Annotated in this window: 20 protein-coding genes; 13 read left to right on the forward strand and 7 right to left on the reverse strand. The window is 43.8% G+C overall.

The genetic code is table 11. The features are described from left to right. Positions 1–77: 77 nt before the first annotated feature. Positions 78–1556 (forward strand): potassium/proton antiporter, encoded by a 1479-nt coding sequence (locus NST25_RS04805; protein ID WP_076137164.1) that lies wholly within the window; start codon positions 78–80, stop codon positions 1554–1556. 188 nt (positions 1557–1744) lie between these two features. Beyond that, on the forward strand, positions 1745–2200 hold the full coding sequence (locus tag NST25_RS04810; protein ID WP_076129259.1) for a Dps family protein: 456 nt from the start codon (positions 1745–1747) through the stop codon (positions 2198–2200). A gap of 94 nt (positions 2201–2294) precedes the next feature. On the opposite strand, the gene NST25_RS04815 is transcribed toward NST25_RS04810, so the two are convergent. Continuing rightward, entirely contained in the window at positions 2295–2999 is a 705-nt protein-coding gene (locus tag NST25_RS04815; RefSeq protein WP_339171692.1) for an AIM24 family protein, read from the reverse strand. Positions 3000–3048: 49 nt separating this feature from the next. Continuing rightward, positions 3049–3516: a hypothetical protein gene (locus NST25_RS04820; RefSeq protein WP_076129257.1), complete on the reverse strand. Its 468-nt coding sequence runs from the start codon at positions 3514–3516 to the stop codon at positions 3049–3051. A 225-nt stretch (positions 3517–3741) separates the two neighbouring features. Between NST25_RS04820 and NST25_RS04825 the strand changes: the two genes are divergently transcribed. The 5 genes from NST25_RS04825 to modB all read left to right on the forward strand — a co-directional run bounded on the left by NST25_RS04825 (position 3742) and on the right by modB (position 8470). Next, entirely contained in the window at positions 3742–4428 is a 687-nt protein-coding gene (locus tag NST25_RS04825) for a M50 family metallopeptidase (protein WP_076194197.1), read from the forward strand. 190 nt (positions 4429–4618) lie between these two features. Continuing rightward, entirely contained in the window at positions 4619–5305 is a 687-nt protein-coding gene (locus NST25_RS04830) for a hypothetical protein (protein ID WP_076307053.1), read from the forward strand. 199 nt (positions 5306–5504) lie between these two features. Beyond that, positions 5505–6470, forward strand: coding sequence for a WYL domain-containing protein (locus tag NST25_RS04835; protein WP_076129254.1), 966 nt, complete (start codon positions 5505–5507; stop codon positions 6468–6470). Positions 6471–6984: 514 nt separating this feature from the next. Next, positions 6985–7773, forward strand: coding sequence for a molybdate ABC transporter substrate-binding protein (gene modA / locus NST25_RS04840; protein ID WP_076129253.1), 789 nt, complete (start codon positions 6985–6987; stop codon positions 7771–7773). Between the two features lie 40 nt (positions 7774–7813). After that, the gene (modB, locus tag NST25_RS04845) at positions 7814–8470 is read left to right on the forward strand and encodes a molybdate ABC transporter permease subunit (protein WP_340394359.1); all 657 of its coding nucleotides are present in this window, start codon (positions 7814–7816) and stop codon (positions 8468–8470) included. A gap of 380 nt (positions 8471–8850) precedes the next feature. Here the strand turns inward: modB and NST25_RS04850 are convergent, their stop codons facing one another. Beyond that, positions 8851–9849 (reverse strand): helix-turn-helix transcriptional regulator, encoded by a 999-nt coding sequence (locus tag NST25_RS04850; RefSeq protein WP_076304994.1) that lies wholly within the window; start codon positions 9847–9849, stop codon positions 8851–8853. A 66-nt stretch (positions 9850–9915) separates the two neighbouring features. Further along, the gene (locus NST25_RS04855; RefSeq protein ID WP_076129284.1) at positions 9916–10665 is read right to left on the reverse strand and encodes a polysaccharide deacetylase family protein; all 750 of its coding nucleotides are present in this window, start codon (positions 10663–10665) and stop codon (positions 9916–9918) included. A 277-nt stretch (positions 10666–10942) separates the two neighbouring features. Between NST25_RS04855 and dgt the strand changes: the two genes are divergently transcribed. Next, positions 10943–12352, forward strand: coding sequence for a dGTP triphosphohydrolase (gene dgt / locus NST25_RS04860; protein WP_038568916.1), 1410 nt, complete (start codon positions 10943–10945; stop codon positions 12350–12352). Positions 12353–12426: 74 nt separating this feature from the next. Here dgt and NST25_RS04865 read toward each other — a convergent pair whose 3' ends face one another. Both NST25_RS04865 and NST25_RS04870 read right to left on the reverse strand, forming a co-directional pair. Beyond that, positions 12427–12942 carry a GrpB family protein gene (locus tag NST25_RS04865; protein WP_340393411.1) on the reverse strand — a complete coding sequence of 172 codons (516 nt, stop codon included), beginning with the start codon at positions 12940–12942 and terminating at the stop codon, positions 12427–12429. 78 nt (positions 12943–13020) lie between these two features. Continuing rightward, the gene (locus NST25_RS04870) at positions 13021–13977 is read right to left on the reverse strand and encodes a D-2-hydroxyacid dehydrogenase (protein ID WP_076129248.1); all 957 of its coding nucleotides are present in this window, start codon (positions 13975–13977) and stop codon (positions 13021–13023) included. Positions 13978–14066: 89 nt separating this feature from the next. Between NST25_RS04870 and thpR the strand changes: the two genes are divergently transcribed. From thpR to NST25_RS04885, 3 genes are all read left to right on the forward strand, one after another. Further along, complete coding sequence (gene thpR, locus NST25_RS04875) at positions 14067–14669, forward strand: RNA 2',3'-cyclic phosphodiesterase (protein ID WP_340393412.1); 603 nt, start codon at positions 14067–14069, stop codon at positions 14667–14669. Positions 14670–14746: 77 nt separating this feature from the next. After that, positions 14747–15673 (forward strand): cell wall hydrolase, encoded by a 927-nt coding sequence (locus NST25_RS04880; protein WP_340393413.1) that lies wholly within the window; start codon positions 14747–14749, stop codon positions 15671–15673. Positions 15674–15747: 74 nt separating this feature from the next. Beyond that, on the forward strand, positions 15748–16431 hold the full coding sequence (locus NST25_RS04885; RefSeq protein WP_340393414.1) for a metal-dependent hydrolase: 684 nt from the start codon (positions 15748–15750) through the stop codon (positions 16429–16431). Positions 16432–16497: 66 nt separating this feature from the next. On the opposite strand, the gene NST25_RS04890 is transcribed toward NST25_RS04885, so the two are convergent. Then, positions 16498–17685 (reverse strand): glycosyltransferase, encoded by a 1188-nt coding sequence (locus NST25_RS04890; RefSeq protein WP_076129244.1) that lies wholly within the window; start codon positions 17683–17685, stop codon positions 16498–16500. 265 nt (positions 17686–17950) lie between these two features. Here NST25_RS04890 and NST25_RS04895 point away from each other — a divergent pair, with 265 nt between their 5' ends. Together NST25_RS04895 and NST25_RS04900 are read left to right on the forward strand one after the other, a co-directional pair. Then, positions 17951–18526, forward strand: coding sequence for a TetR/AcrR family transcriptional regulator (locus NST25_RS04895; RefSeq protein WP_076129243.1), 576 nt, complete (start codon positions 17951–17953; stop codon positions 18524–18526). A gap of 212 nt (positions 18527–18738) precedes the next feature. Next, entirely contained in the window at positions 18739–21093 is a 2355-nt protein-coding gene (locus NST25_RS04900; protein ID WP_076194207.1) for a YhgE/Pip domain-containing protein, read from the forward strand. The last annotated feature ends 85 nt before the right edge of the window (positions 21094–21178 follow it).

Genomic DNA, 21178 nt, shown 5'->3' on the forward strand with positions numbered 1-21178 from the left:
GGTGGATAAGGGTAATAACGTACATAAATAAGGAAGCTTATATTTTAAGCTAGAAGCGAAAGGGAAGTGAATAAACGGTGACCCAACTTGCAGATAATATCATATTATTGCTGGCAGCTCTCTTACTTGTAGGTGTGTTTTCCACCAAATTCTCCACTAAATTTGGAATGCCAGCTCTAGTGCTTTTCCTTGCTGCGGGGATGGTACTGAGTCAATTTATCTTTTTTAACAATGCTTCCTTAACACAAATGGCCGGGATTTTTGCGCTGGTTGTTATCTTGTTCGAAGGTGGGATGCAGACCAGTATTAAGGATATCAAGCCTATTATTCGGCCGGCATTATCCTTATCCACGGTAGGCGTATTGTTAACGACAGCTATCGTTGGGGTGTTCGCTAAGCTGATTCTTGAGGTGTCATGGGCAGAAAGTTTTCTGTTCGGAGCTATCGTGGGTTCGACTGATGCGGCTGCGGTCTTTTCGGTATTAGGCGGTAAGAATATTGACAAACGACTGACCTCGACACTCGAAGCGGAATCAGGCAGCAACGATCCTATGGCGGTATTTTTGACAGTATCGCTGATCGAATGGATTCAGCATCCGGATATGGCGATATGGGGACTTGTGCTGTCCTTTATATGGGAGATGGCAGTTGGTTTGGTGATAGGGATTGTACTTGGTAAAGTCGCAGTATATCTTATCAATCGAATTAACCTGGATTCTACGGGACTTTACCCGGTATTGGCAATTGGATTTGCTGTCCTAACCTACGGCTTATCTGCACTCGTTCATAGCAGCGGCTTGCTGGCTGTCTATGTAATGGGTCTTACCCTTGGCAATTCCGAGCTGATGTATCATCGAACCATTATGAATTTTAGTCATGGCTTTGCTTGGATGATGCAAATATTTATGTTTATATTGCTGGGTCTACTGGTATTTCCACAGGAGCTGGCAGAGGTGGCTTGGCAAGGTATATTGCTGTCCGTCATTCTGATGGTTGTGGCAAGGCCAATAGGAGTGTTTATAAGCTTGCTCTTTTCCAGATTCTCTATTCGTGAAAAAACACTAATTTCTTGGGCCGGCCTGCGCGGAGCCGTTCCAATTGTGCTGGCAACCTATCCGCTGCTAGCTAATCTTCCCCACGGCCGACTGTTCTTCAATGTGGTATTCTTCGTCGTGCTGACCTCAGCAGTGATTCAAGGAACAAGCATTTCACCGCTGGCTTCCCGGTTGAAGCTGGTGGGGCAAGAGGATTCAGCACAGCCATCCCTGATGGAGCTGGTCGCCCTTGGCAAGACGGATTCCGAGTTCAACCACATAGGAATTGAACCTTACATGCCCATTGCCGGGCAGAAAATCTCCGATATCGGACTGCCAGATGATATCTTATTTACTGCTATTATCCGGAATAAAAGCATTGTCACCCCCCATGGCAGTACCGTCATTGAGCCAGGGGATACTGTATATGTCTTAAGTCCAAAGAGCAAACGCGATGAGATGAGGGCTTTTTTCCGGAGTCAGAAAGGGAAGACGGCGGAGGAAAATATATCTTTGATTTAAGTCTAGAAAGAGGACGTTATCCAGAGTGTGACAGAGATAATAGGCGTTATAACAAAAGTTATGCTAGAATCGGCAACATGCAAATCTTCAGAGTTGGTTGCAAAAAGCAAAAGGATGTGTTAAATTGTATATAGATTTAGAACGAGTCTAAATACAATATAATAAATTAACCATAGGAGGTTTTATTAATGACTACACAACTAAAGAGCCAAACTGAACTGCACGCTGCTTTGAACCGCCAGACCGCGAACTGGTTCCTGCTTGGGGTAAAGCTTCATCATTATCACTGGTATGTTAGCGGATCCCAATTCTTCACGCTGCATGAGAAGTTTGAAGAACTCTACAATGAAGCTGCTGGTTATGCAGATGATTTGGCTGAGCGCCTGCTTGCTATTGGTGGACAACCTGCCTCCTCTATGAAACAATATCTGGAGCTTTCCGATTTACAGGAAGCTCGTGGCGGCGAAGATGCCAAGGGTATGGTAATGGAGCTGGTTAGAGACTTTACAACTGTTTCTAAAGAACTGCAGGCTGCGATTGCTACTGCAGAAGAACTGGCTGATCAACCCACTGCGGATCTGCTGATTGGTATTAGAAGCAGCATTGAGAAACATGCTTGGATGTTGAATGCTTTTATCGCCTAAGACAACATTCTTATAAAGGATAGAACCACAAAGAGCACCTGCGTATAGGATACGCATGGCGCTCTTTGTTTTGTTGTTTTACTGCTGAACACAACTATTTAATAAACACACCCCCGAAGGGAACTACCTCGCGTAGAAATCGTTTAACAATTCCATCATCGTTGTTATCTCTTTCGAATCGGCGGTTCTGACGTCCTGCCTGAAACAGCACAGGCCCGTGACCTGTCATCTTCCAGTGATAGCTCATATGCTGGCTAGCCAAATGGTTGCCGTAAACGGTGAGCTCCAGCTTGGCATTCTCAGGGTAGGCAATAATGCTGCCTGCATCGACATAAAGGGGGTTGGTCGGGTGCAGTACAGCTTCACAGACCGTACCCTCCGTCAGTATGCCAATCATGCCATTGCCCGAGAATTTCACTTTTACAATGTCCCGTGTAACGAGCACATTCTTCATGCTTAGCACCCGGGTCTCCAGTGTAATACCTATACTGTAGAAGAAGAGATGCTTAAAGTCGTACAGCAGATCGCTTTTGCCATCGAGCTGCAGGATTTTTATGCGATAGCCTGGTGGAAGGGCGGCGACGAAATGGCAAGGACCTGCCATATCGGAACGAATCAACTTTCGCTTGCGGTATATGCCCTTCACATCCATAAATCTGTCCGCTCGTCCTGAGGAAGGACCTTGATAAGCGATAATTTGTTGTGGATGGAGTACATGAACCTCTTCCTTCTCCTCAAGGGAGAAGGCTACGGCTTGTCCGCTTCCACTGTCGCTTTCATCTTGGATATCGATGTTCATAGTTCATCTCCCTCATGCTGTGACTGTGATCTTCAATGAATACATAAGACTAACGCAGACGGTCGCCTTTTCGCGAACGGTAAAGCATGCTGAAACGAATAAAACGGATCAGTATAAAATAACCTAGGATTAGTCCAATCCCTGTAAAAATAGTCACTTTGATTTTGTGATAATATTCTTCGCGTGCCGTCCTGTCATTTTTTAATTCATCAACCATCTGCGTTAGTTGGCGATTCTGCTCTTGTAGGCTTTCGTTCTGTATCCGGTAAGCTTCTATCTCCTGCGTGGTATTTGCGAGCTTATCCTTTGCCTGCTGAAGCTCTTCAGCGGTTTGCTGAAAACCTTCCTTTAATTCATTCACTTCGTTTGGCAGCTCGGAGAAATTTTTAACTCCATTATAGATATCACTGAATATATTAGCTTTTGCTACAGGAGCTGGCAGGCATACAGTAAGCGTCAGCAAGAACAGGAGCGAATATAACAGCTGTAGATATGCTCGGGATTTATGTTGTTTCATCTATATAATCACCACCCAATTTAGGCTTGTAGTTCTTTTATTTTAACACAGCTTGACAGCTTCTGACAGCGTACGCCATGGGACTGGTAATGCTTATAATGAAAGTAATTTTTACCTCCTTAAGGTTTTCGTTTACTCATTATTAAACACGATCAGTCCGTGATTATCTCGATTGAGAAGAGGTACTATTTATCGTATACTTTGGACGAAAGGGGCTGCTGTCGATTGAACAAATGGCTTAAAACAATATTGCTTCTGATCGGATCTGCTTTTTTGACTAGATTGATCCCATTTTCATCTTTGTTTCGGAATTTAGACACGATGATTCATGAATTTGGTCATGCTCTGATGACCTTACTACTGTCGGGTAGTGTGCTGAGGATTGAATTATACGCAGATCATAGCGGTGTAACCTATTCAGCTATTCAAGAAGGGGGCAAGGCAATATTAGTTTCCCTCTCGGGTTATTTGCTAGCCTCCTTATTTGCACTTCTGCTCTTCTATTTATACAGTAAGGGACGCCATGATTGGGGCCTTATCTTAGCTACGGGTGTGGCGTTGATTATGCTCCTGCTATACGTGCGAGGAAGCTTTGGCATGATGTGGTTGGGCGGATTTATTGCGCTAAATATTCTAATGCTGGTGGTTTGGAAGAAGGCCAGCAAATATTATTATTTGTTATTGGCCTTTTTAACCTTGGAGGAGTCTGTAATGGGAAGTTTGTTTTTGGTATACGCGGCTGCTGTATCACCGTCCCGTGCAGGAGATGCCAGCAATCTGGCAAGAATGACTCCCATACCCGCTATATTTTGGGCCACACTGTTTTTTATATTTTCTCTGTTGTGTGCCAAATGGGCACTGGGACTATTTTTCAAGCGAGAGCGAATGCAGACTAAATTAGGGAGTCGATGAGAAAAAAACATAAAATTTTCGTCATAAATAGACAAAAGGAGTTGTTTTTACAAGAGTCAGTCTACTAAGCATGTAGAATGACTCTTTTTTTGTCGATAATATAGAACCGAACATACATTCCATGACATGGAGTTGTCCGCCATTATTGGTACATTAATAGAAGACCCAAAAAAAGAAAGAGGTGGAAATAATGATAGAAAGTATTCATCCCGTATTCACATGGAGTCAAAATCGTATTTTTGCAGGCGGCAATCGTAAGGTTATTTTGCTTGTCGAATGGAAAGGGAGTATACCTGCAGAGCACAGCCGACCCAGCAGTTATAAAGTGGTTGCGCGTGAAATTGAGCTGCGGGTTTGGCTTGAACCCCATGTAACTTTTAAGCGTTCGTATGGGTGTGAGTTTGAAGTCGGTGAGGGCAGATCGCTACTTCTTAAGCTTGGCAAAATAAAAACGGGGCAACGAAAGTTTATTGCTTTGGAATTCAATATCTCTACTACTATTGCAGGTAGATATGAAGCTCTTTCCTTACAGTGGAAATATAAAAAGCCAACCGTAGAGCGTGTTCAAGAGCTTCCAGTAAAGGTTCTTGAGCTAGAATACACGCATCATACTCAGGTTCTGAGTGAAACCTGCTGCTTTCACGTAGAGAAACATCTGGAATTGTTAAAAACAGCTGAAACGATTGAGGAGGCAACCACGTTGCAAAATGAAGGACAACATAGTCAAGCTCATGAAATGCTTTGCCGTCACGCAGATAAATTACTATTACTAGCCGTGCGTTCTGGAGATCCTTTACTACTTAAAGAGGCCGAAATGTTGTATAAACAGATTGGATTCGAGTATCAGAAGCGGGGGAAAACTGCTACTGGAAATTGATATAGGACATACAACTAGAAGATGCATATTGACGAAAAAAGACCTATACATAAATTTGTTTTGTCAGCGGGTTCGGCGGAAAATAATCAGAAGAATTGTAATATAAAATGTGGTAACATAGTAAAAAAGTTCTATCACACTATTACTTTTTTTCATAAAATAATGGGTCTATTTAACCATAAATCAAGGGGAACTGAATATGACAGACCGATTAATCCGACTGATGCGCATTATTACACTTGTTCAAGCCAAGCCAGGGATATTAGCCCGTGAATTGGCGGAACGCTGCGGCAACAGCGAGAGAACGATATACCGGGATATGGACGCGCTTAGCGCCATGCATATTCCTATAACCCACCTTGGACATGGAAAAGGCTATGCTTTTATTGGCAATTTTGCACTTTATCCTTTGGATTGGTCGGAAGAAGAGGCGTCTGCGTTTTCGCAACTACGCTATATTATGGAAGATATTAAACCCGTTCTGCCTATCGATTTTGAAGGCGCTTATGAAAAAGTAGTTGCAGCTGAATACAAGCGAAAGGCGGAGCGGGAAGAAACGATAGAACGTGCAAGAAGAGAAGCAGGTACAAGCTGGTTGGAAAGAAGCGGTGCACAGATGGAGCATCAATCTTTTTTAACACCTATATTGGAGGCTTTATTAAAGCAGAGGAGTATTCAAGCGAATTATTGTGAGAATGCAGTGGAGGAGAAAGAAATAACCATCGATCCTTATTGTTTAGTCCCACTGGAAAATCGTTATCATCTCATTGGATTTTGCCATCATCAGGGTGTTATTCGTACATATCATATCAACGATTTTTCAAACGTGAAGCCACTAAACCGCTGCTTCTCAAAGGAATCATTTGATTTGCAAGCTTTTATGAAGCAAAAATGGTCACTTGACCGCGACAGTTTGCAGGTAGAGTTTAAAGTGAAATTTTCGGAGCGAATCATGGAAGGGCTTAAGAGAGAGGATCTGCCCTATAAGCCGAATAAAGTAGACCGTCAAGCTCGGTGTTGTTATTTTAAAGTCGCGTTGGAACAAGATATTGCGTTTGTCCGCTGGATTAAGAGATTCGAAGAGGATGCTGAAATCATAGAGCCGTTATATTATCGTGAAGTGCTCAGGCAGCAGTTGGAGAAATGGATATCACAATATAAATAAGATGGATTCTCACCTTCAAATGAAATATTCGTTTACATATATTGTTACAAATCAAAAATTATAGAATATTTCTCTTGTTTGGTGAGTCTTTTTATAATATCATCATACATTAAATAACATAATTATAATTTACAGGGTTATTTTTATCCTCGAATTTGACCTTTGTTCAATTTTATATAGAAGAAAAGTATTCTCAAGATTCATTTGATTCTTAAAAATGAATATATTAATCCGGGTGAGGTTTCTGGGGGAGTGGATTATCCATTATGTTGAATGTACTGGGCTTTAACGTGAAGAATTAATATCATTCGTGTTAGGTGTCTTTGCAGCCCTATTTAGGGGTGTCAGAGGCATCTTTTTTGTGTGCAAAAAGCCAAAATCATCGTTGTATATTGTCTAATTATAACAATATATAACTAAACATATACAAACACAACTGTACTTATAGAAAAACGAAAAACTGTATGCTAGAATAGCATCTAAATATATACATACGAAATTGGGAGGAATGGAAATGTTTAAGAAATGGGCACTCTCCGTGATGGGGATATTGGCAATCCTTCTGGTTGTGAATTTATCTGCAGGTTCAGGTGTAGAGGTGCAAGCAGCCACCAAGAAGACCGAAATTATTGTTTCCGCAGCGGCTAGTTTGCAAGACAGCCTGGATAAGATTGCTCTCCTTTATGAAAAGAAACATCCCGATATTGATTTGGTTTTTAATTATGCAGCATCCGGCACTCTGCAAAAGCAGATTGAGCAAGGGGCCCCGGCGGACCTGTTCTTCTCTGCAGGTGATAAACAGATGAATGCACTGGTGGAAGGTGGACTTATCTCCGATCATAAGGTTCTGCTTAAGAATCAATTGGTTGTAGTTGTACCCTCAGATTCAAAGGTCAAATTAACTACGATTACTCAGCTTACGGATAAAGCTTTTAAGAAGGTGGCAGTGGGGCAGCCTGAATCTGTGCCGGCGGGTCAATATGCTCAGCAATCGCTGGCAGCGAAAAAGGTATGGGATCCGCTGCAAAGCAAACTCGTATTCGCCAAGGATGTGCGTCAGGTTCTCTCTTATGTAGAAACAGGAAATGCCGATGCCGGTTTTGTCTATAAGACAGATGCGCTTACTTCAAAGAAAACTAAAATCGCTTTGACGGTCGGTCCCCATGTACACAAAGCCATTAATTATCCGGCAGGCATCGTGAAGAGCTCGAAGAATCAAAAGGCAGCTAAGGAGTTGTATAGTTACCTTCAGAGCAAGGAAGCTAATGATATCTTTGTAAGTTATGGCTTCCTGCTTCCTTAAATAGAAATTACGAGTAGAAGCGGGTGGAATAAGGTTGGAAATAAACTGGACTGATTTCTTCGCCCCGGTATGGCTTTCCGTAAAAATATCTGTGATTACCAGCATTATTGTATTCATTTTGGCAACAGCTGCTGCGAAGGCCATGGCAGGCCGGAAGTTTCCCGGCCACAGCCTGGTAGAGACTATAATGCTGCTTCCGCTCGTTTTGCCGCCGACGGTCGTAGGATTTGTACTTTTAGTTATTTTAGGCCGACGAAGCTGGATCGGCAGATGGTATGAACAGATGACGGAGCAGACGATCCTGTTCACATGGGGGGCGGCTGTTATCGCCGCTGTAGTCGTAGCTTTTCCACTCGTATACCGCACAGTGAAGGCGGGTTTCGAAGGGATAGAAGCAGATCTTGAAGATGCAGCGCGGGCACAAGGGGCAAGTGAACTGCAGGTACTGCGCTATGTCACGATGCCGCTTGCGGGCCGGTCGCTGGCAGCCGGTTATGTTCTTGGCTTTGCCCGCGGTCTTGGGGAGTTTGGCGCTACCATCATGGTAGCTGGCAATATTCCGGGCCGTACGCAAACCTTACCCACAGCGATCTATGTTGCGGTAGATGGAGGCAATATGACGCTCGCGTGGATGTGGGTATGCTCAATTATTGTTATTTCAGCCGCTATGCTGATGTTTGTGAATCGGCGTTCTTAAAAAAACACCAGACAGCGATTCTCCGGTTATGGGAGAGTTGCTGTCTGGTGTTTTGGGTTTGAAGCGGGCGGTGGAGCAGATGCTGAGCAAGTGGAAACCCGGCGACTTTGATGTCAGCTTTTAGCGCCGCCAAATTTTGATGGAGTCTGTGAGGTTAACTGCATTCTATACAGTTATTCGGTCTGCATAAGGGAACGTTCTAACTTTAATTGTATTCTATACAACTAAAACGCGAAAAATCACCTATGAGGTAGTAAATCAAAAGAAATAGGTGTACCAAATACAGTTATATCTAATTTGCGAGTTGTTCAAAGAAATATAGTTGTACGAAATGCAGTTAAACGCTTCTGCAGATTGCTTCCTTCTTCTGTCTGCGACCATTAAGTCTCATAAATAATCGTCCCAGTTTCCGTGAGATCATATCCGTGAATGGATCTAAGCTCATTCTGGAAGGCTGGTGAACGCAAAATCTCAATCACGGCAGCGATCCATTGCTCATGCTCCGGTTTTTTAATCATCACCAGGTCGTAGCACTCCTGAATCATAGGAATAAAATCAACGCCGTCGACAATCTTGGCGGCTTTCTCAGTGCCGATAGCTACATCAGCTTCTCCCCGGGCCACTTTACCGGCAACTGCCAAATGGCTGTTCTCCTCGTTCTTATAGCCTGATAGGCTGGCTGCTGGAATGCCATGCAATCGAAGCTGTTCATCCAATAATACGCGTGCACCTGAGCCTCGTTCTCTATTGATCAGCGTGAGTCCATCCTGCTCTAAGTGAGACCATTCCTGAATACCTCTGGGATTCCCTTTTTGTACGTATAAACCAGCACTTCGGGTTAGCAGGCGAACTACAACATAAGAACATCCGACGAGTATTTTACGGATATAGGGTAGGTTGTATTCTCCAGTATCCCCGTCGAGTAAATGTGTGCTGACAATGTCCGATTCCCCTTTATACATGGCAATCAGGCTGTCTAGACTCCCGGCATAAGAACGAAGAGGACGTTCAGTAGGCAGAGCCCGTTCTAAATAGGTAGCTAGAATATCCAGTGACATATCCTGACCTGTAATCACCAAGCTGTGTCCTACAGCTTTAAGGTGAGGAGATTGTGCTGGCATTTGAGCTGGATTTGTACCGGAAAAGGCCAAGGGTATTGCTGGTGGAGTCTGGCCCATTATAGTAGTAGGGTTAGCGGTAGACACCCCACTCCGTGTATTTTGTTTGTAGGCCTCCAAATCGGATTGATCCACGCGCATTTGTTTTCCTACACGGTAGGAGGGGAGCTCCCCTTTTTTAATTAGATCATATACTTTTAATTTTGATATTTTTAATAAGCGGGCAATTTCCTCTGTCGTATAGGATGTATTATCGGACATCACAAAAGCCTCCAGAACTTCATATTAGGACAAGACTACCCTATTTTGAAGTCCTGTGCAATTAGGCTATTGTTGTTTCCCAGCCTGCTGTGTACTGGATAATTTGATCAACTCAGAGACAGTGACAAATCGAAAGCCTTTCTTTTCTAATTCGGGCAAAATAATTTTAAGCGCTTCTCTAGTTTGTGACTGCCCGTGCACATGATCATGAAACAGAACGATGTCTCCATTTCGTGCATTTCGAATGACCTTGTTCGAAATACTGTATACCCCTGGGCGATTCCAGTCACGTGTATCTTGATGCCAGGACCATAATATTGGCTTCAAGCCCATATTGTTAGACAGATCTACTAAGGTCTCGTCATACATGCCGCCTGGTGGTCTGAACAGTGAACTATGTTTACCGGAGACTTTTATAATCTCTTCTTCGGTCAATTTTAGCTCCTGCTCAAATTGGGCTTCATTAATAGGTCTTTTAAAATAAACGTGATTGTAGGTATGGTTAGCTAATTCATGCCCCTCAGCAATCACTCGTTTCGCTACCTCTGGATAGGCTGCAATTCTTTTTCCTATCGCAAAAAAGGTGCATTTCGCATGGTATTGATTCAATACCTTTAAGATTTGATCGGTTTCAGTAGGGTCAGGACCGTCATCGAACGTCAATGCAATCACTTTTTGGTTAGTATGTACTTCCCAAATCATGTCTCCTCTTTTTTCGTAGTAGTCGCGGTTTTTGCTTGGACTGCCTAGAGCAGAGTTCGTGAAGCATAAAAAGAGTGTAAGGGTGATCATCATAATTTTGCTGCGAGTTTTCATCATTTCACCTGTTTTTTTTATTTTAGAGTGCTCCTTTTGGGGGTCGGTATATTCATAGTTTAAGTTTTGTATAGACAACCAGTCTTTTTTGGTGCTCTTTCTTCTTTCTACTATCCTTCATGTACAGGTTATGAGATTCATTTTGGCTTCTGATGATTACATAGTTATCGACATGCCCGTTTATAATTAAATTAGCTTTGTATTTTGATGTGAAAATAGTTATGAAAATGCCTTATAATGAAGTACTATATACAGACATTTGGTTAGGGGTGGGAATATGACACTTATTGAAAAAAGAGAACACCGGCAATATCCGGAGATTACCCGCCTTGAAACGTCGAGAGCTGCTTATGAGCGTGATTATTCACGCCTGATTCATTCGCCTACTTTCCGTAGGCTACAAGGTAAATCACAAGTATTCGGAGCAGGGACGGGTGATTATTACCGTACGCGTCTGACTCACTCACTTGAAGTTGCGCAGATTGCCCGTGAGGCGGCGAAAAGTCTGCTGCGATCGTATCCAGAAGTGGAAACCACTAAGGCGGAGAATCCGGGTCTTGTTATCGATCCAGAGGTAGTGGAATGCGCAGCTATCGCTCATGATTTTGGCCATCCTCCCTTTGGACATAAAGGGGAAGAAGTGCTGGATAATATTTTGGAACAGCTTATTGAAAAGAAAACTAACGAAGCTGCGCTGCAATCAGGCGCAACGGGTGTGGATCGGCTGCTGATCCATGAGCAGATGAAGCAACGTTATGAGCATTTCGAAGGCAATGCCCACAATTATCGGCTGATTATGTTTCTGGAGAAGCGTGAAAATATTGATGGCCTAAATCTGTCGGATGCTGTGCTGCTAGGCATAAATAAGTATCCTTTTCCCGGCACCTCGCTGAAGAAGGGGATGTACCTGCACGAATGGGGATATATTTCGGAGATCCGCAAAGAGTGGGGAATACCAGCAGGTAAGAAAACGTTGGAGGCTCAGCTTATGGACCTTTGTGACGATATCGCTTATTCTGCACATGATCTGGAGGATGGGATTAAAGCCGGAAAAATTGAAGTGCATGAACACTTTATGCATGATTCTTATATCCAACGGTTAATCGTGGAGAAAATCACCACGCTCGAGGATTTCTTCTGGAAGGGCTGGGAAGAGGAAGGCATTCGCGCGAAGGTCGAGGAAGTGCTCAGTTCATTTCTTCGGGTTTGGAAGGAAAAAATGCCAACCTGTGAAAACGACTATTCCCGCACTCGACGTGAAGTTAAGGCTTATTGGGTAAGTACCTTTGTCGCAAGCTTGGGAGTGATCCAAGATGGAGACTGGAAGAAGGTCACCTTTATAAAGGAAGGAAAAGAAGATGAAGATATGCTGCGGACCGTCAGTGTGTTGAAAAGCTTCGCATGGGTCACTATGATCCGTGATTTGCGTGTGCAGCGGCTGCAGAAACGTAGTGAGTGGATTTTGCGCCGACTATGGGGAGCATTTCTGGATCCACAGACATCTAAAGCCATTATTCCATCGGATTGGCTGCAGCGCTTTGAGAAAGATCAGAAGCAGGCAAAGCCGATTTGGACTTGGGAGCATATGGTGATTGATTATATCGCAGGGATGACTGATGCTTTTGCAGAGAAAATATATAATGAGCTGTACGGACTGAAAGTCGGCTCGATTTATGATTTGGATTAGAGGCTCTTAGACAAGTAGTCCCTGCTGTTCATTTAGATCATCTAAATGAACAGCAGGGGCTATTTTTATAAGGATTATTGATTTAAATACCACTCATATGCAGTTTTTTCAAGATTAACCACAAATTCTTCTTTCCCGTCTATATAAGCTCCAATATCCTCTGGGAATTGTTTGGCAAGAGTATCTTTTAAATCTCCGTACTGTTTAACCGCCTCCGGATGTGATCGAAGGTAGTCTCTTACAGCCAGATGACGACCGATATCTATCTTATTATCCATTTGGAAGACATGAACATGATGGGTTCTGCTATTTCCGCCTTTTCTGAAATATCTTCTGCCACTGATACCGAACTCACCCATACATTCATAACCAAGTGCTGTCATTTGCTGGTTGAACTCATCTACAGCTTCGATATTTCGTACTACTGGCATTATATCTATGATTGGTTTCGCTTTGAGTCCGGGAACAGAAGTGCTGCCGATATGGTGAATATCAACGAGGGCATCAGCAAAGATATCTTTAATCTTCTGAGCTTCTTCGTTGAACATTAGACTCCATTGTTCGTTAAATTCTGTGACCGTGACCTTCATTGCACTAACCCTCTCTTTATGGATAACTTTGGATTTTCTTATTATAGAACAGATGTTCCTGTTTTGTAAAGCTTATTATTAATATTGCCGGTCATAATCAACAAGGTTTAGAGAAGGCGTGCCTGATGATAAGTAAGACTTCACATTTTCGGTAAAAATATTAACGATCCGGTCAGCATATTGATCTGTAATTCCAGCGGAGTGTGGAGTGATGATAACCTGCTCCATAGACCAAAGCGGATGATCCTGCGGAAGGGGTTCGGTCTCAAAAACATCCAACCCAGCGCCACGGAGTTGTCCGCGATTCAATGCGTCGATCAGCGCCTCTGTATCGGTAGTTGCGCCCCGGCCAATGTTAATGTAATAGGAGCCTTCTTTAAACGCGGAGAAGCTGGTGGCATTAAATAAATGCTTGGTCTCATCGGTAATAGGAAGGGTATTGATGATGAAATCGCCTTGACTTACAGCTTCGGATAAACGATCTGTTGTATAGATTTGATCAAAGTCTGCGACTGGCTTACCGGAACGGCTGACACCGATAGTCTTCATCCGGAAGGCTTTAGCAATTCTGGCGGTTTCACTGCCGATCGCTCCAGTTCCAGCTATTACGGCTGTTTTACCGAACAGCTCGCTTTCACTGCCATCAGATTTCCAAATCCGGTTCTGCTGATTGCGTACAGCTGTATGCAAATTACGGGTGAAGAGAAGTATGAACCCGAAGATTACCGCAGAAATAGGTTCGGCATGAACTCCGCTCCCACTGGTGAGCAGGATTCCTTGTTGCTTAAGACGATCGAGTGGAAGCTTCTCAATACCAGCAGACCAGGACTGAACCCAGCGAAGGGAGGACTCGGGGCGAAGGAGTGTATCCGAAATACCTTTTGCCCAGCCAATTACAATTTCTGCTTCTGCAAGCAGCTGCAAATCCGGATTTTTTGCGTCTCCTTGTGTAAATGTATAGCCTGGGGCAGCCGCTTTGATCCTTTCCTGCTGCTGAGATGTAAGTGGTTGTAGACATACTATAGACTTAGTCATGATGAGTTCCTCCTACTTTGTGGTTTAATGGATATGGATCATGTTATAGGTTAAGAATACCAAATCTATTGGAGAAGGTGAAATTGACCATGGATGCTAAAGCATCAGAGAACGAATTAGAACGGCTTTTTTTAGCTGTGAAATTACCTTCTGAGCTGCAAGAAATAGTGGCGCAGGCATGTTCAAAGCTATCTGAAAATTTTGATTTTGCTAAATGGACAAATCCGCAAGATTATCATATTACCCTGCAATTTTTAGGAGATACCCCAAAGGCCAAAATTCCAGATTTAGTGAAATCCTTGAGGCAGACTGCGGGGCAAGGCAGACCCTTCAATCTCTCTTTGGACAAATGGGACACATTTGGTCTTCCAGCTTCCCCAAGAGTCCTGTGGATAGGGGTTTCCGGCGAAATAGAGGCATTAAATCAATTAGCTGCCAGAGTGCATTCAGCGAAGTTTCCACTAGGTTTTTCAGGCGAATCCAGGGCCTATAAACCGCATCTTACCGTGGCTCGAAAGTACCGGGGAAAAAATTCATATGATGATAAATTGCTGGAAAATTTACTGAAATTGGATGATGATTGGAACCTAAAAAACTATCAGAGAGACTGGACGATTGATAGTTTTGTGTTGTATGCTACCAGAATGTATGCCATTCCTATGTATGAAATTATTGAAAAGTTTACAGTTTAAAATCGATAATAAAGTTTTCAAAGCTTCCGTTTTCGGTTACATACAATAGGAATGTGCCGTGAAATAGGAGGAATATCATGTTAATTTTTAAACAAAACCGCTATATTGCGTTGCTCGTTGGCGTTATACTAGTGTGTTTCTCTGCCATAAGCTTATTGCAACCCGAACAAGTTGCGGAAGGGAAGGTGGACAGGGTGCAGATGGATAAGTTGCAATCCACTAGCCGTGCATCCGTACTTTCTCTTTTGCAAGATGAATCGAAGTCTAGTATAACGAGTAGCATTACGAGGGGCATTACTGAAGTTACACAAGCCAATAAGCTTAATAACACATTCAGTCTTTTAAGTTCCGCTTGGAAACCGGCGAAGGGTGTGGAATGGCTTAGTGTAAAAAAATTAAAACAAAAAAACACAAAAAACACATCGAACGTTTCCATTATTCGGGTGAAGGCTGATGTAGTACAATCCAAGTCAGCTGCGCAAAAAGCGTCGCAATTGGCGGAAACAGCAACAAAGAGTAGTCAGGCGACAGCGAAGACAGTCTCGGCTTCTCAGAAACATCCCCTCACAACATTGTACTTCTCTCGGACAGAGCTATTAAGCCAGGAGCAGCAAAGTAAAGCAACCCGGCGCTACGCTGTATCCGAAGAAGAACTGCTTCTGCTACAAAAAATTGTAATGGCAGAGGCGGAAGGTGAACCGTACAAGGGCAAGGTGGCAGTTGCCAACGTTGTTCTGAATAGGCTGCGGTCAGCCAATTTCCCCGACACGATATATAAGGTTATTTATCAGAAGAGCCAGTTCAGCCCTGTAGCTAACGGGCGTCTTAACCGTGTGAAGCCTAACGATGATAGTATAAAAGCGGTGAATGCTGCACTCTCCGGAGTAAAGGAAGTTCCCGATAATACTTACTTTTTCTTGTCGCTAAAACTTGCACAGGATCTGACCGTACATCATACACAGACTTATGTTAAAACCATTGGCAATCATACTTTTTATAAATAAATTTGGTGGATCTATGAACCTCAGCGCTATATAGGGTAAACTAAACTATATGAATCTGGAGGTGGAAGATAACCATGAAAATCACTTATTATGGACATTCAGCTCTGCTGGTAGAGACGGGGAACGTGAAGGTTATTATTGACCCTTTTTTGTCAGGCAATCCGAACTCCGGTATTTCACCTGCCGATATTTCCGTTGATGCCGTTCTGCTTACTCACGGCCACTCTGACCATTTTGGAGATGCTGTCGAAATTGCCAAGCAGAATGATTGTCCGATCTTTGCGGTGTTTGAGCTTGCCGAATATTGCCGGGTGAAGGGTGCACAGGTAAAGCACATGAATATAGGTGGTAGTCATACCTATGCCGGGATGACTGTGAAATTTACGCAGGCATTTCATTCCTCATCCATTCAGGAGGGCGACTCTTGGATTTATGCTGGACAACCCGCGGGGATTTTATTGACGATTGAGGGCAAGACGATTTTCCATGCGGGGGATACCGCGCTATTCAGTGATCTGCGCCTCATTGGAGAAAGGAATGCGATTGCCCTGGCAGCTCTGCCTATAGGCGATATGCTTACCATGGGACCGGATGACGCCTTGCTGGCCGCACGCTGGCTGCGGGCGGATAAGGTGATCCCGCTACATTACAATACATTTCCGGATATTGCTCAGGATGGTGCTGATTTCTGCGATCGCCTGCACCAAGAGGGAGTGGAAGGTTTCCCACTTAAAGCTGGTGAGAGTGTAGAAATTTAAACCAATCCGATTTATATTAAAAAAAGCAGGTAGCCGGGGGAAATTCCCTGACTACCTGCTTATTCTTTAAGGTGTAATACATACAGGTTCTTCATTACGTGCTTGCGCTCTAGAGCCTCTGATTTCAGTTGCTTCGCTTACGGGGTTACCTAACATCTTCAGAACAGTAGTCGCACAGCTTTGCGGTTGATGTTTATCTGGAGCGAGACGTCGTCTGCGTTGCTCTTCCAGAACTGAATATTCACGAAGCATCATAGTGAACCATTTGTTCACTACTTCCGAGTCGAGCACCTCTGCCAGCCCAAGCTCTACGAAATATTGGCAGTTTTTCTCTTCCTGACCTGGAATAGCTTTATAGAAAAGCATCGGAATTCCTTTGGCCTGACCTTCTGTGCAGGTCATCCCTCCAGGCTTCGTGATCAGCAGGTCTGAGGCATCCATCAATTTATTGATTTCACTGCTATATCCCAGAATTTTAACATTGGGATGATTGAGCAGTGGATTGGACTTCATTTTGGCGATTAGCTTCTCATTACTGCCCATACAGAAGACGAGCTGAATATCATCCATTCTGGCGGTGAGGGAATGCATAATCTCTTTGCCGAACATTAACCCCCAACCTCCACCCATAATGAGTACGGTTGGGATATCAGCCAATCCCAGTTCCTTGCGCAGCAGCGTCTTGTTGGAGCGTTCCCAGAACTTTGGATGCACTGGGATGCCAGTCACGGTTACTAGCTCTGGAGCGATCCCACGGCCTGTCAGAATGGATTTGACACGTGGGGTAGATACGAGATAACGATTGACCTCGGAATTTACCCAGCTCCCATGTGCATCATAATCTGTAATTAATGTATACAGAGGCACATTTAATCCACGACGCTTTAGTCTGGAAATGACCGCAGCCGGAATGGGATGAGTGCAGATAATCAAATCAGGCTTTAGCTGTTCGATCACCTGTGAAGCATGTGTATAAAAAATCCGGTGAAGCGCCATTTTAGTCAACGGGTTCAATGATTTATGATATTGTGTCTTATACATCATGCCGACCAGCTTAGGCTGGCTGCTAACTGTTTTGCGGTAAGCGGAAAGAATCCAAGGGGCGACCGTCGGGTTAAGAAATTTCCCCAGCTCGATGACTCGGCACTGGACATCCGGATTCAGCAGCTTTATTCCTTCGGCCAGAGCATAGGCTGCTCCTGTGTGGCCCGTACCGAAGCCTTCCGAAAACAGCAGTACTCTTTTCTTTCGCATAAGTTCACCTGCTACTTTCCTTTTCTATAGAGATGCTTTCCTTCTTCTAATTATACTAGGAAATCTATACTATACTCACATTATACAAGTAAGACGTAAATAGAAAGTTAAAACCCTGCAATAAATAAAAAAATAAAAGGTTCGCCCAAAGTATTGCAAACTAGAAAACAACATGATAAAGTAGTGAATGACCAATTGACCGGATTAGTAAAATGGTCAGAAGTCAGCGGGAACGATATTTTCTGGAGAAAGGAAGTGTGCACAGGTGGCAGTGGTGGATCGAAGACAGCAGGTGCTTCAGGCCGCAGCGAAATCTTTTTCATTATTTGGCTATAAGGCAACTACAATGGATCAGGTTGCTAAGATTGCAAATGTCGGTAAGGGAACCATCTACACCTTTTTTACAAACAAAGAGCAATTGTTTGACGAGATCCTGCGCGATATGATGATGGAAATGAAGACGATAGCTGAACGGGAGATCAGGCGAGACAGACCTTTCTTTGATAACTTGCATCGTGTGCTGGATGCTCTGCTTGAGTTTCGAAGTGAGCAGGAGCTATTCATAAAACTTTCCCAGGAGAATCGCGAATTCGGTACGCCGCAGGCTGGAGAAGGACTCGAGAAGATCGAGAACGTAGTTTTAGAATATTTAGAACGGGAGGTGCAACAAGCGCTCCAACAGGGAGAAATCAAACCTTGCGATCCCAAAATCGTCTCGGTAGTCATGTTCAGATTATATATTGTATTGACTGCTGAACTGAATAAAACACATACTCCCTTGGACAAGGAACAGATCAAGATGTATTTTCATTTGTTTCTCGCCGAAGGATTGGCACAGTAAGGGTTGATTCAGGATAGGGATGGCGTTCTCAGCATCACTCGATTCGCTTTCCCTTAACAATTCTCAAGATGATTAGGCATTGAAGAAGAGCCGCAAGGCATTTTTTTATACCCTGAATTGACCGAATGGGGAAAACAGTCACTTAGTGTTACGTAATATTTCGCAAACAAAGCATTTTAAAGAGAGCATAAGCTCATAAGGAGAGAACCAGAATGAAATCATTATCCGTATTTACCAAGGATCTTGGCGCAGCCCTTAGAAATCCGAAGGTGCTGATTCCAATGATTGCTATCCTATTTATTCCGGTGATGTACAGCGGATTCTTCCTGAAGGCATTCTGGGATCCGTATGGCAAGATGAATGAACTTCCGGTTGCTGTGGTCAACCAGGATGTCGGCGCTAATTATGAAGGCAAGCAACTACAAGCCGGTAATGATCTTATAGAAGAGTTGAAGGTAACCGACGGCTTCCAGTGGAACTTCGTTTCCCTTGAAGAAGCGGAAGCAGGAATGAAGGACAATACTTATTATATGTCGATCATTGTTCCGGAAGACTTTTCTGCCAAAGCTACTACTCTTATGGATGATGAACCACAGCCGGCAAAAATTATTTATGAGCCAAATGAAGGTTATAACTTCTTGGCTGGTCAGATCGGTGGTACGGCTGTAGCAGAAATTAAAAATAAAGTATCTGCTAAAGTAACAGAAGCTTATGTGGAGTCTGTATTCAATCAGATTACAGAAGTATCTGATGGATTGGGCGAAGCCGGAGATGGTGCTTCCAAGATCGCTGATGGCGCTGGTAAGCTAGATGACGGAGCCTTGAAGCTGAAAGATAATCTACTTGTACTGACAGATGGTACAGGTAAACTTCAAAATGGTGTAGAACCCCTTACACAAGGCGTGACTGATTTGAATGCAGGTGCTACGGCGCTTAAAACAGGATCAACCACGTTGGCAAGCGGATTGCAACAATTGTCTACTGCACATACGCAACTTCAAGACGGTGTTGCACAAAGTTCTGCCGGCAGTAAGCAACTTAGTGACGGCTTGAAACAAGCTGTAACAGGTGCTACACAGCTTCAGGCGGGAACACAGTCTGCTGTGGATGGTACTTCTAAACTACAAGCAGGAACACAATCTTTAGTTGATGGCAGCGCGAAGCTGGAGGCGGGCTTAACTTCTTCCGTAGATGGCAGCGCGAAACTGGAAGCGGGTTTGCAAGCTTCCGCCGCAGGCAGCACGAAGGTAACTGAGGGCGCTAAAGCGGTAGCTCAAGGATTGGAGCAATTGGCACAGGCTAGTCCTGAGCTGGCACAAAATCCAGCGGTACAGAAGCTGCTGGCAGCTAGTGCAGCCGTGGCACAAGGCAGTGAGCAACTGCAACAAAGCCAAGAGCAGCTGGCACAGGGTGCTACTGCACTCCACAGTGGGCAAGAGCAACTGGCACAAGGTGCAACTCAACTGCACTCGGGTTCACAGCAGGTAGCTGCTGGTGTAACTCAGTTGCATGATGGAGCTAAGCAATTAAATGCTGGTAGCACACAACTGTTGACAGGACAACAAAAACTGGCACAAGGCGCATCTGCACTTGTAGCTGGTGGCGATAAGCTGAATGCAGGAATGCAACAATTTGGTGCGAAGCTTAAAGAAGCTGCAGCTGGAGGCAGCAAGCTGGCTGAAGGCGGTAAAGCACTTGGTGATGGTACCTCAAAACTGCTTAGCGGTGTAGGCGAACTAGGTTCCGGTATCAGTGCGGTAGCAGATGGTTCGAAAAAACTGGCTGATGGCGCAGGCGAGCTGAAAGATGGTATGGATGATCTGAAATCTGGATCAACAGAACTGGCAACTAAGCTTGGCGATGCTGCTGAAAAAACAGGCAGTGTGAACAAAACAGATGCAATGATGGAAATGTTCGCACAACCAGTTGTGGTTGAGGATAAAGTTGTGAATCATGTTCCGAACTATGGTACAGGTTTTGCTCCTTACTTCCTATCCCTTGGATTGTTTGTAGGTGCTTTGATTTCAACAATTGTTATTCCAATGCGTGATTCGGCTGTCCTTGGTGCTAGCCGTATGAACCGTTTCATCAGCCGTACGCTTACCTTCACAATCATGAGCTTCATCCAGTCTATGCTGGCTGCTGTGGTTGTATTGTACGGACTTGGACTGGAAGTACAAAGTAAACCGCTATTCTTCGTATTTACATTCTTAACAAGCTTAGTTTACACATGGGTAGTTCAAGCGATTGTTACTTGGATGGATCAACCGGGACGTTTCGTTGTTATCGTTATTCTGATTTTCCAATTAACAACTAGTGCCGGAACATTCCCACTTGAATTGATCCCTGACTGGATGAAATTCTTTAATCCACTGCTTCCAATGACTTACACAGTTAGTGGTCTCAAAGCAGTAATTTCTACAGGTGATTTCAGTGCAATGTGGGGAGATGTAGGTATCCTGGCAATCTTTGGTCTTGGATTCCTTGCTCTTACCTTCGCTTACTTCATGACACGTAGCCGTGAGAATGAAGTTGGAGTGAATAGTGAACAAGTTTTGACTGTATAAACTGATAAATTTTTTGAAAAAAAAGTATAAAAAAGCGTCTCCTCTGGGAGACGCTTTTTTTGATTTAAAATCATAAAAACCCTTT

It is taken from the genome of Paenibacillus sp. FSL E2-0190, assembly GCF_037992965.1.
GTDB lineage: Bacteria > Bacillota > Bacilli > Paenibacillales > Paenibacillaceae > Paenibacillus_AQ > Paenibacillus_AQ odorifer.

Excerpts from the sequence above, each read along its gene's own strand:
- NST25_RS04880 (WP_340393413.1), top strand. The coding sequence starts at position 14,747 with ATGTTAATTTTTAAACAAAACCGCTATATTGCGTTGCTCGTTGGCGTT.
- NST25_RS04820 (WP_076129257.1), bottom strand. The coding sequence starts at position 3,516 with ATGAAACAACATAAATCCCGAGCATATCTACAGCTGTTATATTCGCTC.
- NST25_RS04810 (WP_076129259.1), top strand. The coding sequence starts at position 1,745 with ATGACTACACAACTAAAGAGCCAAACTGAACTGCACGCTGCTTTGAAC.
- NST25_RS04815 (WP_339171692.1), bottom strand. The coding sequence starts at position 2,999 with ATGAACATCGATATCCAAGATGAAAGCGACAGTGGAAGCGGACAAGCC.
- modA (WP_076129253.1), top strand. The coding sequence starts at position 6,985 with ATGTTTAAGAAATGGGCACTCTCCGTGATGGGGATATTGGCAATCCTT.
- NST25_RS04900 (WP_076194207.1), top strand. The coding sequence starts at position 18,739 with ATGAAATCATTATCCGTATTTACCAAGGATCTTGGCGCAGCCCTTAGA.
- NST25_RS04855 (WP_076129284.1), bottom strand. The coding sequence starts at position 10,665 with ATGAAAACTCGCAGCAAAATTATGATGATCACCCTTACACTCTTTTTA.
- NST25_RS04865 (WP_340393411.1), bottom strand. The coding sequence starts at position 12,942 with ATGAAGGTCACGGTCACAGAATTTAACGAACAATGGAGTCTAATGTTC.
- NST25_RS04870 (WP_076129248.1), bottom strand. The coding sequence starts at position 13,977 with ATGACTAAGTCTATAGTATGTCTACAACCACTTACATCTCAGCAGCAG.
- NST25_RS04890 (WP_076129244.1), bottom strand. The coding sequence starts at position 17,685 with ATGCGAAAGAAAAGAGTACTGCTGTTTTCGGAAGGCTTCGGTACGGGC.
- NST25_RS04850 (WP_076304994.1), bottom strand. The coding sequence starts at position 9,849 with ATGTCCGATAATACATCCTATACGACAGAGGAAATTGCCCGCTTATTA.
- NST25_RS04885 (WP_340393414.1), top strand. The coding sequence starts at position 15,748 with ATGAAAATCACTTATTATGGACATTCAGCTCTGCTGGTAGAGACGGGG.
- thpR (WP_340393412.1), top strand. The coding sequence starts at position 14,067 with ATGGATGCTAAAGCATCAGAGAACGAATTAGAACGGCTTTTTTTAGCT.
- NST25_RS04835 (WP_076129254.1), top strand. The coding sequence starts at position 5,505 with ATGACAGACCGATTAATCCGACTGATGCGCATTATTACACTTGTTCAA.
- NST25_RS04830 (WP_076307053.1), top strand. The coding sequence starts at position 4,619 with ATGATAGAAAGTATTCATCCCGTATTCACATGGAGTCAAAATCGTATT.
- dgt (WP_038568916.1), top strand. The coding sequence starts at position 10,943 with ATGACACTTATTGAAAAAAGAGAACACCGGCAATATCCGGAGATTACC.